At 73.9% G+C, this 15,556-nt stretch carries 15 protein-coding genes; 8 read left to right on the top strand and 7 right to left on the bottom strand.

All coding sequences use genetic code 11. The annotated features are described in order from the left end of the window. Positions 1-78: 78 nt before the first annotated feature. The 3 genes from ACFWIC_RS00990 to ACFWIC_RS01000 all read left to right on the top strand — a co-directional run bounded on the left by ACFWIC_RS00990 (position 79) and on the right by ACFWIC_RS01000 (position 3,547). Positions 79-1,293 carry a sensor histidine kinase gene (locus tag ACFWIC_RS00990; RefSeq protein ID WP_380514703.1) on the top strand — a complete coding sequence of 405 codons (1,215 nt, stop codon included), beginning with the start codon at positions 79-81 and terminating at the stop codon, positions 1,291-1,293. Next, positions 1,290-2,150: a response regulator gene (locus tag ACFWIC_RS00995; protein WP_380514706.1), complete on the top strand. Its 861-nt coding sequence runs from the start codon at positions 1,290-1,292 to the stop codon at positions 2,148-2,150. The genes ACFWIC_RS00990 and ACFWIC_RS00995 overlap by 4 nt, the downstream gene beginning before the upstream one ends. Before the next feature lie 191 nt (positions 2,151-2,341). Beyond that, a complete protein-coding gene (locus ACFWIC_RS01000) occupies positions 2,342-3,547 on the top strand; it encodes an alpha/beta hydrolase (protein WP_380514708.1) in 1,206 nt (401 codons plus the stop codon). 100 nt (positions 3,548-3,647) lie between these two features. Here the strand turns inward: ACFWIC_RS01000 and ACFWIC_RS01005 are convergent, their stop codons facing one another. Beyond that, positions 3,648-4,505 (bottom strand): isocitrate lyase/phosphoenolpyruvate mutase family protein, encoded by an 858-nt coding sequence (locus tag ACFWIC_RS01005; RefSeq protein ID WP_329947850.1) that lies wholly within the window; start codon positions 4,503-4,505, stop codon positions 3,648-3,650. Between the two features lie 123 nt (positions 4,506-4,628). Here ACFWIC_RS01005 and ACFWIC_RS01010 point away from each other — a divergent pair, with 123 nt between their 5' ends. Together ACFWIC_RS01010 and ACFWIC_RS01015 are read left to right on the top strand one after the other, a co-directional pair. Then, positions 4,629-5,642, top strand: a complete 1,014-nt coding sequence (locus ACFWIC_RS01010; RefSeq protein WP_380514711.1) for a DUF5937 family protein — start codon at positions 4,629-4,631, stop codon at positions 5,640-5,642. A gap of 283 nt (positions 5,643-5,925) precedes the next feature. Continuing rightward, positions 5,926-6,600 carry a Crp/Fnr family transcriptional regulator gene (locus ACFWIC_RS01015; protein WP_030392646.1) on the top strand — a complete coding sequence of 225 codons (675 nt, stop codon included), beginning with the start codon at positions 5,926-5,928 and terminating at the stop codon, positions 6,598-6,600. 114 nt (positions 6,601-6,714) lie between these two features. Here the strand turns inward: ACFWIC_RS01015 and ACFWIC_RS01020 are convergent, their stop codons facing one another. From ACFWIC_RS01020 to ACFWIC_RS01040, 5 genes are all read right to left on the bottom strand, one after another. Continuing rightward, the gene (locus ACFWIC_RS01020) at positions 6,715-7,542 is read right to left on the bottom strand and encodes an MBL fold metallo-hydrolase (RefSeq protein WP_329947852.1); all 828 of its coding nucleotides are present in this window, start codon (positions 7,540-7,542) and stop codon (positions 6,715-6,717) included. After that, positions 7,539-7,715, bottom strand: a complete 177-nt coding sequence (locus ACFWIC_RS01025; protein WP_329879045.1) for a hypothetical protein — start codon at positions 7,713-7,715, stop codon at positions 7,539-7,541. Before ACFWIC_RS01025 ends, ACFWIC_RS01020 begins: the two co-directional genes overlap by 4 nt. Before the next feature lie 268 nt (positions 7,716-7,983). Beyond that, positions 7,984-8,940, bottom strand: coding sequence for an NUDIX hydrolase (locus tag ACFWIC_RS01030; protein WP_329947853.1), 957 nt, complete (start codon positions 8,938-8,940; stop codon positions 7,984-7,986). Between the two features lie 91 nt (positions 8,941-9,031). Then, positions 9,032-9,502 (bottom strand): RidA family protein, encoded by a 471-nt coding sequence (locus ACFWIC_RS01035; protein WP_329879043.1) that lies wholly within the window; start codon positions 9,500-9,502, stop codon positions 9,032-9,034. Next, complete coding sequence (locus tag ACFWIC_RS01040; protein ID WP_329879042.1) at positions 9,499-9,657, bottom strand: DUF4177 domain-containing protein; 159 nt, start codon at positions 9,655-9,657, stop codon at positions 9,499-9,501. The genes ACFWIC_RS01035 and ACFWIC_RS01040 overlap by 4 nt, the downstream gene beginning before the upstream one ends. Before the next feature lie 189 nt (positions 9,658-9,846). Here ACFWIC_RS01040 and ACFWIC_RS01045 point away from each other — a divergent pair, with 189 nt between their 5' ends. Next, positions 9,847-10,920 carry an ArsA-related P-loop ATPase gene (locus ACFWIC_RS01045; RefSeq protein WP_329879041.1) on the top strand — a complete coding sequence of 358 codons (1,074 nt, stop codon included), beginning with the start codon at positions 9,847-9,849 and terminating at the stop codon, positions 10,918-10,920. Between the two features lie 20 nt (positions 10,921-10,940). Further along, positions 10,941-12,116, top strand: a complete 1,176-nt coding sequence (locus tag ACFWIC_RS01050; RefSeq protein ID WP_329879061.1) for an ArsA family ATPase — start codon at positions 10,941-10,943, stop codon at positions 12,114-12,116. 198 nt (positions 12,117-12,314) lie between these two features. Here ACFWIC_RS01050 and ACFWIC_RS01055 read toward each other — a convergent pair whose 3' ends face one another. Beyond that, positions 12,315-12,638 (bottom strand): WhiB family transcriptional regulator, encoded by a 324-nt coding sequence (locus ACFWIC_RS01055; protein WP_327678535.1) that lies wholly within the window; start codon positions 12,636-12,638, stop codon positions 12,315-12,317. A 542-nt stretch (positions 12,639-13,180) separates the two neighbouring features. Between ACFWIC_RS01055 and ACFWIC_RS01060 the strand changes: the two genes are divergently transcribed. Then, entirely contained in the window at positions 13,181-15,418 is a 2,238-nt protein-coding gene (locus ACFWIC_RS01060; RefSeq protein ID WP_380514717.1) for a transglycosylase domain-containing protein, read from the top strand. The last annotated feature ends 138 nt before the right edge of the window (positions 15,419-15,556 follow it).

Below are 15,556 nucleotides of genomic sequence, written 5' to 3' on the forward strand. Positions count from 1 at the left end.
GGTGCTTCGACCGCCGCGCCGCCGAGGCCGTCCGCACCACCGCCCGCGCCGCCGTCAGCTCCACCGCCTGTGCGGCCGGTGAGCCGGCCCGCACCGCGGCACGTAGGAGCGGATCTGCTCACCCCCCGGCCGCAGCCGCTGCCGCCGCTGGTCTGGCCGCCACGGTTGCGGTGGCTCCCGCACGTCGCCGTGGTCCTCGGGGCCCTGGCCCTGGCCGCGACGGGCGCGGACCCGGTCGCGCGCCTGCTGGCCGTCGCGCACGCGGGAACCCTGGTGGTCGCGCTGCGCCGGCCGGTGGTCGCCTGGTGGCTGGCGACGGCGCTCGCCGTCGTCATCCCCGTCGCCCACCCGCCCACGCACGACAACGAGCTGTGGACGTGGCCGGTCCAGGCCGGAGTGCTGCTCCTGCTCGCCCTGCGGAACCGGTCGGCGGTGTCCGCCACGGCGGCCTGCGTGAGCGCGCTCTGCGGCGCGTCACTGAAACTTGCCGGCCTGCCGGTCGGGTCGTGGGCCTTGGTCGCGGTCGGCTGCGGGTGGTTCGCGCTGGCGGTCCTGATCGGCGCGGTCCGCCGCGGACGCCGCGAGGACCGGGCCCGGCTGATCGAGCAGACCGCCGCGACCGCGCACGAACGGGCGCTGCGCACCGTGCTGGAGGAACGCGCCAGGATCGCGCGCGAGCTGCACGACGTGGTCGCCCACCACATGTCCGTCGTGTCGATCAAGGCGGACGCGGCGCCGTACCGGGTGGCGGACCCGCCGCCGGAACTGGTCGCCGAACTGGCCGCGATCCGCGCGGTCGCCCTGGACGGCCTGACGGAGCTGCGTCGCCTCCTGGGCGTGCTGCGTGCGGACGGTCCGGAGGAACGGTTCGGCGGCACCGCGCCGCAGCCCTCCCTGGAACGGCTCGACGCGCTGCTGGACACCGTCCGCTCCGCCGGGCTGACGGTCGGTCTGGTCGTCGACGGCCCGCGCCGCCCCTTGCCGCCGGGCGTCGGGCTGTCGGCCTACCGGATCGTCCAGGAGGCGCTGAGCAACACGCTGCGGCACGCACCCGGCGCGCAGTCCGTCGTCGAACTCGCCTACCGCCCCGCGGCACTGGGGCTGCGGGTCGCCAACGGGCCCGCGGCGCAGGAGGCACCGCCCTCCCCCGGCAGCGGCCACGGGCTCACCGGCATGCGCGAGCGGGCGGCGATGCTCGGGGGCGACCTCGCCGCCGGTCCGACCTCCGACGGCGGGTACGAGGTCACCGCCGTCCTGCCCACCACCACCCCCCACGAGGACGGCCCGGCATGACGACCAGGGTGTTGATCGCCGACGACCAGGGCATGGTCCGCGAGGCCTTCTCGGTCCTGCTCGGGGCCCAGCCCGGCATCGAGGTGGTCGGCACCGCACGGGACGGCGCCGAGGCCGTCGCCCGCGCGGAGGAGCTGCGCCCCGACGTGATCGTGATGGACGTCCGCATGCCGGTCCTGGACGGCATCGAGGCCACCCGCCGGATCACCGGGCTGCTGGGCGGGACCACGCGGATCCTGGTGCTCACCACCTTCGACCTCGACGAGTACGTGTACGAGGCGCTGCGGGCGGGCGCCACCGGGTTCCTCCTCAAGGACGCGTCCGGCGTGGAACTGGCCGAGGCCGTCCGGGTGGTGGCACGCGGCGAGGCGATGCTCTCGCCGGACCTGACCAGACGGCTGATCACCGAGTTCTCCCGGCTGGATGGTGCGGCCCGGCCGGCGGCCGGACCATCGGACGGACCATCGGACGGGCCGGCGGACAGGGTGCCTTCAGGGACGACAGGGGCGTCCACCAAGGCGTCCGCCGGCGCCTCGCCGCCTCGGCGGTTCCGGCGGAGCGGGCCCCGCGAGCAGGTCACCGGACAGGCCGCCGCGCAGGTCACCGGGCCGCCCCGCGAGCGGGTCGGCGGACCGACCGCCGGGCTCACCGAGCGCGAACGCGAGGTGCTGGTCCAGATCGCCCGCGGCCTCTCCAACGCCGAGATCGCCCGCGAGCTGGTGGTGGCCGAGGAGACCGTCAAGACCCATGTGGGCCGCATCCTGCGGAAGCTGAGCCTGCGTGACCGCACCCAGGCCGCCGTCTTCGCGTACGAGAACGGGCTGGTCACACCGGGGAGCGACGCGGCGGGCCGCTGAGCGGCGTCCCCCGGGAGAGCCACGTCCCGGGGTTGGCTCCGCCGGGGGACGCGGGGTGCGGCCGGGTTCGGGGAGGCTCGGAGGTGTCGGCGGGCCGGCGGGAGCACCCGCCGGCCCGAGCCTCGCGATCCCGCGCCCCGGCACCTCACCCCGCACCCCGCAACCCCGCAACCCCGCACAGGAGCACCGGTATGACCCCGTCCGTCCGAACCGTCCTGTCGGCGGCACCCCGCCGGCTCAGGCGAGCCGTCCTGGTCGCCGCCGCCCTGCTCGCCTCGTCGCTCACGTTCCTGGTCGCGGTGATCATGCTCGGGGCATACCTGCCGGCGATCCCCAAGGCGGGGATCATCGGACCGGTGCTCGGCGGCCAGTACCCCCTCCTCGTCGCCCTGCTCGGCCTGGCCGGCGCCGCGCTCGCCACCGCCGCCCGGCGCGGCGGCCTGGTGCGCTGGGGCCGGACGGTCACCGTGGTCGCGGCGCTGTCGACCGCCGCCGCACTGGTCATCGGCGGGATCCAGTACGCCGACGCCCGGCGGGCCGGCGCCGAGGTCTCGTTCGGCGAGGTCTTCGGCCAGCTCGCCTACCCGGACACCGCGCCCGACTCCACGGAGACGTACGGGACCGCCGACGGCGAGGAGCTGAAGGCCGACGTCTACCTCCCCCCGCGCCACGACGGCAGGACTCCCGCCGTCGTGCTCGCCCACTCCGGCGGCTTCCACACCTTCGACAAGTCCGACCTGCGCGGCACCGGACGCTGGCTGGCCGACCACGGCGTCGCCGTCTTCGCCGTCGACTACCGGCTCGCCCGGCCCGACCGCCCCACCTGGGACAAGGCCCCTCAGGACCTCGTCGCCGCGCTGCGCTGGGTGCAGGACCGGACCGACGCGTACGGCCTCGACCCCGACCGGATCGCGCTGGGCGGCATGTCGGCCGGGGGCACGCTGGCCATGAACGCCGCCTACCGTCTGCAGAACGGGACGATCAGGCCGACGAGCGGTGCCGCGCCCAGGCCCCCGGCCTCGGTCGTGGGCTTCTACCCGGGTGTCGACGTCACCGAGATGTGGCGGCGCGACGTGGCCGGCACCCGCGCCGCCGCCGAGCTGTACACCGGCGGCACGCCCGCGCAGTATCCCGACCGCTACCGCGAGGTGTCCCCCGCCCCGGAGGTCCGCCCGGGCCTCCCGCCCACCCTCCTCGTGGTCGGCGACCGCGATCGCAGCGCCCCGCCCGGAGGTGTGGAGGCCCTGGGCGACACGCTGCGCACGGCCGACGTCCCCACCACCGTGCGCGTGCTGCCGTTCGCCGAGCACGCCTTCGACGACGCCTACGGCAGCCTCACCTCCCAGACCGGCCGCCGGGTCCTCCTCGACTTCCTCACCGGACGGCCCGTTCACTGACCGGCCCCCCGACGCGGTCCGCCGGCGCGGTCCCCCGGCGCGGTCCGCCGGCGCGGCCGGTCCCGGGTGCAACCCGCCGCGGCGAGCCGCACCCCGAGCCTCAGCCCCGCCCGAACAGGGCGTCGACCTCGCCGAAGCCGAGAGCGCCGGCCGGCTCGGTCAGCGAGCCCGCGCCGAGCAGCTCGGCGGCGCCCGCCCGGGCGGCGGTGTAGGCGAACTGGGCCAGGCTCGTTCCGACGCTGACCCGCCGCACCCCCGTGGCGGCGAGCTCGGCGACGGTGGGCCCGCCCGCGACGGCCATCGCGTTGACCGGCAGCGGCGAACGCGCGCAGAGCGCGGCCAGCGCGTCGAGGTCCAGCAGGCCCGGCACGAAGAGACCGTCGGCGCCGGCCTCCGCGTACGCCTCGGCGCGGACGAGAACGTCGTCGAGGCCGCCCAACCCGAACAGGAAGACGTCCGTCCGGGCGTTCACCACCAGCTCCGGCAGGCCCGCCCCGGCCGCCGCAGCTCGCGCCGCGCGCAGCCGCTCGGCCTGGTCCGCGACCGCGAACAGCGGGCCGCCGACGGCCACCGAGTCCTCCAGGTTGACGCCCGCCGCACCGGCCCCGACCAGCGCCCGGACGGTCTCGGCCACGTCGTCGGGCTTCGGGCCGTAACCGCCCTCGGCATCGACGGTGACCGGCAGGTCGACGGCGGCGGCGACCCGACGGGCCACCTCGACGGCCTCCGCCCGGTCGAGACGCTGGCCGTCGCCGCGCCCGAGCGACCAGGAGACACCGCCGCTGGTGGTGGCGATCGCCGCCGCTCCGACCGAGGCGATCACGGCGGCGCTCCCGGCGTCCCAGGCGTTCGGCAGGACGAGCACGCCGTCGGCGACGAGGGCCCGCAGGCGTACGGCCCGCTCACGGAGGACCGGGAGGGAGGGGACCGCGGACAGGGGGGCGGCGGGAGAGGTCATGAGGGTCACCGGCTTTCACACGGGGGATCGTGGTGCGACACCGGAATCCTCGCGGGCGCCATACGGTCGGCTCCAGTGATTAAGCTGAGACCGAATCTCGGCCCGGACCGGAAGGTGGCGGCGATGCGGACCGCGCTCGCGTTCTCGACGGACGACCTGGCGCGGACCAGGTTCGCCGTCTCCCCGATGTGGGAGGTGGTGACCAGCCTCCGGGCTCTGGCCCACACGCCCGTCCCGGCACTGCACCGGCAGTGGGCGGGGCAGGTCCGGCCCCGGCTGGCCGCCGTCGGACCCGTGTACCGGCGGCTGGCCGCGATGGTCCCGCCCGAGGGCCACCTGCCGGACTTCCTCAACCCCGTCCCGGCCACCAGCGCCCCGGCGCTCGCCGACGAGCTGGCCGCGATCGCCGCCACCGCTCCTGCCCAGGTGCGGGCCGACCTGGACCTGCTGGCCGCCGCGCACGACGGCCGGCTCCCGGCCCCGCTCGAACCGCTCTACCGCGACCCGGCCGGCCGGTTGCCCCGGCTGACGGCCGACATCGAGGCGTACTGGCAGCTGGCGCTGGCGCCGTACTGGGCCCGGATCCGCGCGCTGCTGGACGCGGACGTGCTGCACCGCGCCCGCCAGGCCGTCGGGCACGGCACCGCCCACGTCCTCGACGACCTGCACGAAACGGTCCGCTGGGACGGCGGCGCGCTCCGGCTGGAGCAGCGGCACTGCGCGGTCCGGCGCCTGGACGCCGGTGCCGGGCTGCTGCTCGTACCGTCGGTGTTCGCCTGGCCGCGGGTGCTGACCCGGTCGCTGCCGCCCGACCCGCCGCAGCTCGCCTACCCGGCCCGCGGGATCGCCACGCTGTGGGAACCCCGGCCGAGCACCGGCTCCGACGCGCTCGCCGCCGTCCTCGGCCGTTCCCGGGCCCGGTTGCTCGCCGAACTCGACTCGCCGGCCTCCACCACCGAACTGGCCCGGCGCACCGGTCTCTCCGCCGCCGGGGTCTCCCAGCACCTCACCGGCCTGCGCGCGGCCGGGCTGACCAGCGCGCACCGGGCCGGTCACGCCGTGCTCTACGCCCGCACCGCCGTCGCCGACGCCCTGCTCGCTCCGGAAACGGCCTCCGGAGCGGGAGCGGCGCGGTGAACAGCCCGGTGAACGGCGCGGTGAACGGCGCAGGAATCGGCAGGCTGGACGGCACGGGGAACCGCGCGGAAACGGCTCAGCGACCCGTGCGACCGCGGTGACCCCGGCTTGACGCCGGGTTGACCTGGCGGTACAGGCGGTACGAATGGCCCCGCGCAGCACCCCTCGGCGCACCCCCTCCTCATATGATCGGAGCGACATGCGCCATGCTTGGTGATGCAGAGCACTGTACGAACTTGTGCCGAACGGCTTGACGGCCGGCCGGCCGAGAAGGAGGAAGCACGTGGACGACGTTCTGCGGCGCGCCGCACTCTTCGCGGCACTCGACGACGAACAGGCCGGCGAGCTGCGCGCTTCCATGACCGAGGTCACGCTCGCCCGCGGTGAGTCGCTGTTCCACGAGGGCGACCCGGGCGACCGGCTCTACGTCGTCGCCGAGGGCAAGGTCAAGCTGCACCGCGCCTCGCCGGACGGCCGCGAGAACATGCTCGCCGTCCTCGGCCCGAGCGAGATGATCGGCGAACTGTCGCTCTTCGACCCGGGCCCGCGCACCGCCACCGCGAGCGCGCTCACCGAGGTCAAGCTGCTCGGCCTCGGCCACGGCGACCTGCAGCCCTGGCTGCACGCGCGCCCCGAGGTCTCGATCGCACTGCTGCGCGCCATCGCCCGCCGCCTGCGCCGGACCAACGACGTGATGTCCGACCTGGTCTTCTCCGACGTGCCCGGGCGCGTCGCCAAGGCCCTGCTGGACCTCTCCCGCCGGTTCGGCGTGCAGTCCGACGAGGGCATCCACGTCGCCCACGACCTCACCCAGGAGGAGCTGGCCCAGTTGGTCGGCGCCTCCCGCGAGACGGTCAACAAGGCGCTCGCCGACTTCGCCGGCCGCGGCTGGCTGAAGCTGGAGGCACGCGCGGTGGTCCTGATGGACGTCGAGCGGCTCTCCCGCCGCTCGCGCTAGTCGATCGGCCGCCCGGGACCCGGGACCCGACCGGAAGCCTGCACGACGAGGGGCCCGTACGCCGAGCGTACGGGCCCCTCGGCCGTCCGGGCCCCTCGGCCGCGCGGCACCGGGTCAGTCCGGGATGAGCCCGTGCTCCCGCAGGTACTGGAGCTGGGCCCGGACCGACAGCTCGGCGGCCGGCCAGAGCGCACGGTCCACGTCGGCGTAGACCCGCGCCACCACCTCGCCCGCCGTCCGGCAGCCGGCCTCGACCGCCGTCTCCACCTGGGCCAGCCGGGAGGCCCGGTGCGCGAGGTAGTAGTCGACGGCGCCGAGCGCGTCCGCGAGGACCGGGCCGTGGCCGGGCAGCACGGTCCCCACCCCGTGCTCGGCCGCCATGGTGTGCAGGTGCCGCAGCGAGTCGAGGTAGTCGCCGAGCCGGCCGTCCGGGTGGGCGACCATCGTGGTGCCCCGGCCGAGCACGGTGTCCCCGGTGAGGATCGCCCCGTCGGCGGGCAGGTGGAAGGTCAGCGAGTCGGAGGTGTGCCCGGGGGTGGCGACCACGCGCAGGTCGAGGCCGCCGACGTCCAGGCGCTGCCCGTGCGTGAGGCCCTCGGAGCCGAGCCGGTGCGCCGGGTCCAGCGCGCGCACCTCGGAGCCGGTCAGCTCCGCGAACCGGGCCGCGCCCTCGGAGTGGTCCGCGTGGCCGTGGGTGAGCAGGGTGAGCGCCACGCGCTTGCCCTGCTGCTCGGCGGTCTCGACCACCCTGCGCAGGTGGCCCTCGTGCAGCGGGCCGGGGTCGATCACCACCGCGAGGTCCGAACCGGGCTCGGAGAGCAGCCAGGTGTTGGTGCCGTCCAGCGTCATCGGCGACGGGTTCGGCGCCAGCACGCACAGCGCCCGGGGGGTGGCCCCGCCGCCGATGGCGGCGGCGGGGTCACCCGGCAGGAGTCCGCTCACCGGCCGCCCTCGCCGTCGCGATGCAGCGCGCGCAGGGGGAGGACCCGGGTGAGTGCGCGCTGGGCCAGCTCGCTGAAGGGGACGAGGCCGCCCTCACAGGCGGGGGTACGCGGGTTCAGGCTGCGGGCGGGCACCTGGCGTGCCGTCCGGCGAGCCACATCGTTGTGGGTCATCGGGCGTCGGTCCTTCCACTCGGATTCACGGGATTCACGGGGCTCGGGGAGGTCGGCGAGGCCGGGGAGACCGCGGGGGCTCGGCGGAGCCGACGGGTCCACCGGGATCGCCCGGTTCACCGGTCTCGGCCGGGTCGGCCGGCTCGCCGGTCTCACCGGGTTCGTCGAAGTCATCGAGGTCATCGAGGTCGTCGCAGTCATCTGAAGTCGTCGCAGTCGTCGCAGTCGTCGGAGCCGGGGGACTCGACCGCGTCCGGGCCCGGAGGGCTCAGCCGCCCGGACGGACGGGGAAGGAGCCGTCGATCGTCAGCTCGTCGTACCCCGTCCAGCGGACCGTAAGCCGGTCGCCCCGCACCTCGGCCCGACCGAGCACCGGGGTCAGCGAACGGTCACCGGCCACGGCCAGCGCCTCGGCGGCGCTGCGCACCGGCAGCAGTTCGCGCAGCACCGTGACGGTCGGCGGCAGCATGCCGTACCGGCCCTCCTCGTAGCCCCTGACCGCCTCGGCCGGGGTCAGCCAGGCGACCCGGTCGGCCTCCCCGACCTCGCGGGCGGCTCGCTGGCCGGGCGGCAGGGCGGCGACGAAGAACCAGGTGTCGTACCGGCGCTCCTCGAAGGCCGGGGTGACCCACCGGGCCCAGCCGGCCAGCAGATCGCTGCGGAGCAGCAGACCGTGCTCGCGCAGGAAGTCGGCGAAGGAGAGCTCGTGGGCCTCCAGGGCGGCGCGTTCCGCGCTCCAGTCCCGGGGTTCGGCGACGCTGTCCGCGTCCGGCCCCGCCAGCAGGACGCCGGCCTCCTCGAAGGTCTCGCGGACCGCCGCGCAGACCACCGCCTGGGCGGTGCGGGCGTCCACCCCGAGCCGTTCGGCCCACTCCTGCGGGCCGGGCCCGGCCCAGCCGAGTTCCGCCTCGGCGTCCCGCCGGTCCACCCCGCCGCCCGGGTAGGCGTACATGCCGGCGGCGAACGCCATCGAGGTGCGGCGGCGCAGCAGGTAGGCCTCGGGTCCGGGGGCGGCGTTCGGCGCAGTGCCCCGCTCCGCGTCCGTACCCGGCTCCGCATCCGCGAGCGGTTCCACGCCCGGCCCCGCGTCCGGCCCCGCGTCCCGGAGGAGCACCACGGTGGCGGACGGCTTGGGCACGGGCGGGCTCAGCTCGCCGGACTCGACCGCCCGGATCCGGGCAGGCCAGCCGGGAGGCATCGGGAGCGTCGTTGCTCGCTGGTCCATGCCCGGATGCTAAACGCCCGGGGGCGGGGTTGGACAGGGGTGATCCGCTGCCCGCCCCCGCTCCGGGGAGGTCCTCCGGTCACACGCGGGGTCAGGCCCCGGCGCGGACCCGGACCTGGAGCTCCACCTCGACCGGGGCGTCCAGCGGCAGCACGGTGACGCCGACGGCGCTCCGGGCGTGCACGCCGGCCTCGCCGAACACCTTGCCGAGCAGCTCGCTCGTACCGTTGATCACGCCGGGCTGGCCGGTGAAGTCCGGGGCGGAGGCGACGAAGCCGACCACCTTGACGACCTGCTCGACCAGGTCCAGGTCACCGATCACCGACTTGACGGCGGCCAGCCCGTTGAGCGCGCAGACCTGCGCGAGCTCCTTGGCCTCCTCCGGGGTGATCTCGGCGCCGACCTTGCCGGTGTTCAGCAGCTTGCCGCCCACCATCGGCAGCTGGCCGGAGGTGAAGACGAACTCGCCCGTGCGCAGCGCCGGGACGTAGGCGGCGACCGGGGCGGCCACCGGCGGCAGGGTCAGGCCCAGCTCGGCGAGCCTCTCCTCGACCTTGCTCATGCCTGCTTCTCCCGCTTGAAGTAGGCCACCAGCTGCTCCGGGTTCGGACCCGGTACGACCTGGACGAGCTCCCAGCCGTCCGAGCCGAAGTTGTCCAGGATCTGCTTCGTGGCGTGCACGAGCAGGGGTGCCGTCATGTATTCCCACTTGGTCATGGCCAGACTCTAGACGCTCCGCCCGGGCGACCGGCGCGGCCCGCGCTCGTGCGTGTGAGGTGGCCCACAAACCGGGCATGATTCAGGCCTGGCCCCCCCGGTAGTCCCGGCATCCGGCGCGGTCCCTGGTTACCCTCGCGGGAGGGCACCCTGAGCGGTGCCGCCCTCGGAGACGGACGGAGACGGAGCGTGGCACGCACCCCCGGCCAGGCGGCCCGGCGCGACCCCGACTGGGAGGGCGTGCGGTTGCACGTGGTCAGCGGCAAGGGCGGGACGGGCAAGACCACCCTGGCCGCGGCACTGGCGCTGGCCCTCGCAGCGGAGGGCCGCCGGACGCTGTTGATCGAGGTGGAGGGCCGGCAGGGCATCGCCGAGCTGTTCGGGATCGCGGCGCTGCCGTACGAGGAGCGCCGGATCGCCTCGGTCTCACCCGCCCAGTTGGGACTGCCCGGAGGTACCGCGGGCGGTGGCGAGGTCCACGCGCTCGCCATCGACACCGAGCAGGCGCTGCTCGAGTACCTCGACATGTTCTACAAGCTCGGCCGGGCCGGCAAGGCGCTGCAGAAGGTGGGCTTCGTCGACTTCGCGACGACCATCGCGCCGGGCGTCCGGGACGTCCTGCTGACCGGCAAGGCCTGCGAGGCGGCCCGGCGCAAGGGCCCGGACGGGCGCCGCCGGTACGACGCGGTGGTGATGGACGCGCCGCCGACCGGACGGATCACCAGGTTCCTGAACGTGAACTCCGAGGTGGCCGGGCTGGCCCGGTTCGGGCCGATCCACTCCCAGGCGCAGGCCGTGATGCGGGTGCTGAAGTCGCCCGAGACCGCGGTGCACCTGGTCACCCTGCTGGAGGAGATGCCGGTGCAGGAGACCGTCGACGGCTTCGAGGAGCTGCGCGAGGCCGGCCTCCCGGTGGGCGGGGTCCTGGTGAACATGGTCCGGCCGCCGCTGCTGGACGCGGCGGCGGTGGCCGCGGTCGACGGCGACCACCGCGAGGAGGTCGCGCTCGCCCTCGTCGAGGCGGGGCTCGGCGGGCGCTCGCGCAAACCGGAGACCGTCCGGGCCGCGGTCGAACCGCTGCTCGGCCCGCTGCTGGACCAGGCACGGGAGCACGCCGAGCGGGTGGAGCTGGAGCGCGAACAGCGCGCCGACCTCCAGCAGCTGAAGCTCCCGACCTACGAACTGCCGCTGCTGGGCGAGGGTGTGGACCTCGGCGGGCTCTACCGGCTGGCGGGCGAACTGAAGCGTCAGGGGGCAGCGTGAGCACGGGCGGGCGGAACAGCGTGCAGAGCGGCGGGAACGTGCAGAGCGGCGGCAGCCGGCTCGCCGTGGACGAGCTGATCGACAACCCGAAGACCAGGATCATCGTCTGCTGCGGCTCGGGCGGCGTCGGCAAGACCACCACCGCGGCGGCGATCGGCCTGCGGGCGGCGGAGCGGGGCCGCAAGGTCGTCGTGCTGACCATCGACCCGGCGCGGCGGCTGGCGCAGTCGATGGGCCTGACCGAGCTGGACAACACGCCCAGGATCGTCAAGGGCGTCACCGGCGACGGCGAGCTCCAGGCCATGATGCTCGACATGAAGCGGACCTTCGACGAGGTCGTGCTGGCCCACGCCGAGCCCGAGCGGGCCCGGGCGATCATGGAGAACCCCTTCTACCAGTCGCTGTCGGCCGGCTTCGCGGGCACGCAGGAGTACATGGCGATGGAGAAGCTGGGCCAGCTCCGCGCGGCCGAGGAGTGGGACCTCATCGTCGTCGACACCCCGCCGTCCCGCTCCGCACTGGACTTCCTGGACGCGCCGAACCGGCTCGGGTCCTTCCTCGACGGCAAGGTGATCCGCATCCTGACCGCGCCGGCCAAGGTCGGCGGCCGGTCGGCGATGAAGTTCCTCAACGTCGGCATGGGCCTGCTCACCGGCACCCTCGGCAAGATCTTCGGCGCCCAGCTGCTGACCGACGTGCAGACCTTCGTCAGCGCGACGGACTCGATGTTCGGCGGCTTCCGGGAACGCGCGGACCGGACGTACCAGCTGCTGCAGGCACCGGGCACGGCGTTCCTGGTGGTGGCCGCGCCGGAGCGGGACGCGCTGCGCGAGGCCGCGTACTTCGTGGACCGGCTGGCCGCCGACCGGATGCCGCTGGCCGGCCTGGTACTCAACCGGGTGCACGGCACGGGCGTCCCGCAGCTCACCGCGGAGCGGTCGCTGGCGGCGGCCGAGGCCCTGGAGGAGAACGGCTCGGAGCACGCGTCGCCGGAGGCCGAGCTGCTCGCGGCCGGGCTGCTGCGCCTGCACGCCGAGCGGATGCAGGTGATGGCGCGGGAGCGCCGCACCCGCGACCGCTTCGTCTCGGTCTACCCGGACGTGCCGATCGTCGAGGTCGCCGCGCTCCCCGGGGACGTCCACGACCTGGAGGGCCTGCGCACCATCGGTGAACGGCTCAGCGGGGCGACCGGCTGAGCCGTGCGGTCACCGACCGGGCGGCGCAGTCACCGGACGGCGAAGTCACCGGGCGGGCTGTCCCCGGCGGGGCGATCACCGGCGGGACCGTGCGGTCACCGGCCCGGGCAGGACCACGGGCCGGGAATGACCACCGACCGAACAGGGCCGAACGAGGCCGAACGCCGAGTGAAGCCATCGGCCGGACGGCCCGGAGGTTCAGCCCGCCTGGGCGTAGTCCGTCAGTATCACGCCGGTGGCCAGCGAGGTCTCGTACTCGGTGCGGGCCGTCTCCAGCAGCCGCCGCCACGAGACCACCGTCGGCCGTCGGCGCAGCAGCGCCCGGCGTTCGCGTTCGGTCATCCCGCCCCAGACCCCGAACTCCACCCGATTGTCCAGCGCGTCGGCCAGGCATTCCGTGCGGACGGGACACCCGCTGCACACCGCCTTGGCGCGATTCTGCGCCGCCCCCTGGACGAACAGTTCGTCCGGATCACTCGTGCGGCAGGCGGCCTGCGCACTCCAGTCGTCTACCCAGCCCATGCCGGCGCCGTCCTCTCCCGAATCGAGGCTCCCCCACGGCGGCAACGGCATATTCACCGTTGCCAGTTGAGGACGTTACGGAAGAACGACAGGTTGCAACAGCCCCTTCGGGCTCAATCTCGAATGACCCGATTGGACTATGGGTATCGATCAGCTCACTCGTTGGAGTGACCGCAGGTCGCAAGCCTTGCCAGGGTCGCGGGCGCCACTCTCGCCACGCGAGTCGTCACTGAGCGCTACCGGACACAGGTGCACAGCCAGCGACAGCTGCCTCAAAAACCCCCCAAGAAAGGGCAATTCGGGCAATTCTCATCACTCACAAGAGTGACAGATGCTGACAGAGCGAAGCTGTCGCAAGCTTGTGACAAGCCTAGGCGAACACCTGCCCCGGTGTGCGGGAATCGGCAACGTAGGGTTCTCCCATGGCACCGAAGCGCCCCCAGGCACCCCAGCCCCCAGGCAACACCGGAGCTCCGCGCGGTACACGCCGCGAGTCACCGCTGGCTTACGCGGGACACGGAGTCAAGTTCCTGGGGGTCAGCGTGCTCTCCGGAGTCCTGCTGGCCGGCATGGCCCTGCCCGCCGTCGGCGCGCTCGGCCTGACCGCCAAGAACACCGCAGAGGGCTTCTCCAACATCCCGGACGACTTCAAGACCCCTCCGCTCTCCCAGGCGACCCAGATCTTCGACGCCAAGGGCGGGCTGATCGCCAAGGTGTACGAGCGCGACCGCACCGTCCTCGCCGCCGACCAGATGTCGCCGTACATGCGGCAGGCCCAGGTCGACATCGAGGACGCCCGCTTCTACGAGCACGGCGCCGTCGACCTCAAGGGCGTGCTCCGCGCGATCAGCAAGAACGCGGAGAGCGGCACCACCTCCCAGGGCGCCTCGACGCTGACCCAGCAGTACGTGAAGAACGTCAACGTCGAGAAGGCCGGCGACGACCAGGCGGCCGTCCTGGAGGCCCAGCGCAAGACCCTGGGCCGCAAGATCCAGGAGCTGAAGGTCGCGATCAAGCTGGAGGAGGACCTGACCAAGGACCAGATCCTCACCAACTACCTCAACATCACCTTCTACGGCCACCAGGCCTACGGTGTCGAGGCCGCCGCCCAGCGGTACTTCAGCAAGAACAACAAGGACCTGACGATCGCCGAGGCCGCCACCCTCGCCGGCGTGGTGCAGAACCCCTCGCAGTACGACCCGGTGCGCTTCCCCGAGAACACGGTCAAGCGGCGCAACGTCGTGCTCGACAAGATGCTCGAGAACAAGCACATCACCGCGGACCAGGCCAAGGAGGCCAAGGCCGCCCCGCTGGGCCTGAAGTTCAAGGACCCGCAGAACGGCTGCATCACCGCGCAGGCCGGCATGGGCTTCTTCTGCGACTACGTCCGGCACGTGGTCAAGCAGGACCCGGTCTTCGGCAAGAACGCCGCCGACCGGAAGAAGTTCTGGGACCAGGGCGGTCTGAACATCTACACCACCCTCGACCCGGACAAGCAGGCCGCCGCCCAGAACGCGGTGACCTCCAAGGTCAAGGTGACCGACCCGGTCTCGGCCGCCGCCACCATGATGGAGCCCGGCACCGGCAAGATCCTCGGGATGGCCCAGACCCGCCCGTACGGCCTGGACCCGAACAAGAACCAGACCGTCGTCAACCTCAACGTCGACGCGGCGATGGGCGGCGGCAACGGCTTCCAGACCGGTTCGACGTTCAAGCCGGTCCTGGCCGCGGCGGCGCTGGAGTCGGGGATGTCCCCCACCCAGCCGTTCCCGTCCGAGAACAAGATCGAGTACCCCACGATGTCCACCTGCTCGGGCACCTGGAAGAACACCGCCAAGGGCAAGGAGCGCAGCGTCGGCAACGAGTCGGCCAGCGAGGTCGGCCCGTACGAGCTGAAGCAGGCCATGGCCCTGTCGGTCAACACCTACTTCGTGCAGATGGAGCAGAAGGTCGGCCTCTGCGCCATGAAGCAGATGGCCAACAAGCTCGGCATCAGCCAGACCTCGAAGGGCGACCCGTTCGTCGAGGTCCCGTCGATGGTCCTCGGCACCCTGGAACTCTCCCCGCTGACCATGGCGAACGTCTACGCCACCTTCGCCGCCCGCGGCAAGTACTGCACCCCCGTCGCGATCAACAAGATCACCACGGTGGACGGCAAGGACATCAAGGTCCCGCAGACGACCTGCAGCCAGGCCTACTCCCAGGACACCGCGGACGCCCTCAACGCCGTCCTGCTCAACGTGACCGAGAAGGGCACCGGCGCCTCCCTCCAGCTCGAAGGCGGACGCCAGATCGCCGGCAAGACCGGTACCACCGACGAGAAGAAGGCCGCCTGGTTCAGCGGCTACACCCCGCAGCTCGCCACCGCCGTCTGGCTCGGCGGCCCGGCCGGCGGCGTGAAGATGAAGAACATGAAGATCGGCGAGACCTACTACGGCGCCGACGGCGTCTTCGGCGCCACCGGCCCCGGCCCGATCTGGCAGATGGCGATGAACCAGGCCCTGCGCGGCGCTCCCATGGAGACCCTGCCGACCATCAACATCCCGGACCCGGCACCCAAGCCCGACCCGAACGCCACCGCGCCGGCCAGCCCGCCGGCCACCGGCGACCCCAACGCGGGTGGCAACCCGCCGCCGCCCGCCAACACCGGCGGCGGCAACCCCGGCGGCACCAACGCCGGCGGCCTGATCGGCGGCGGGATCACCCTCCCGCCGGGCATCATCGGCGGCGGCGGCAACGGCGGCGGCCACGGAAACGGAAACGGCGGCGGCCACCGCTGACCGACCCGGTCGACCGTGACGCGAAGAGGGGCGCGGCCCCGCCCCCCGGGGGGGGGGGCGGGCCCCCCGGCCGCCCCCCCCGCCGCCCCCCCCCCCCCGCGAGACCCCCCCCCCCCCCCCCCCCGGGCAGCTGAAAAA

Source organism: Kitasatospora sp. NPDC127035, assembly GCF_042726075.1.
Lineage (GTDB): Bacteria > Actinomycetota > Actinomycetes > Streptomycetales > Streptomycetaceae > Kitasatospora.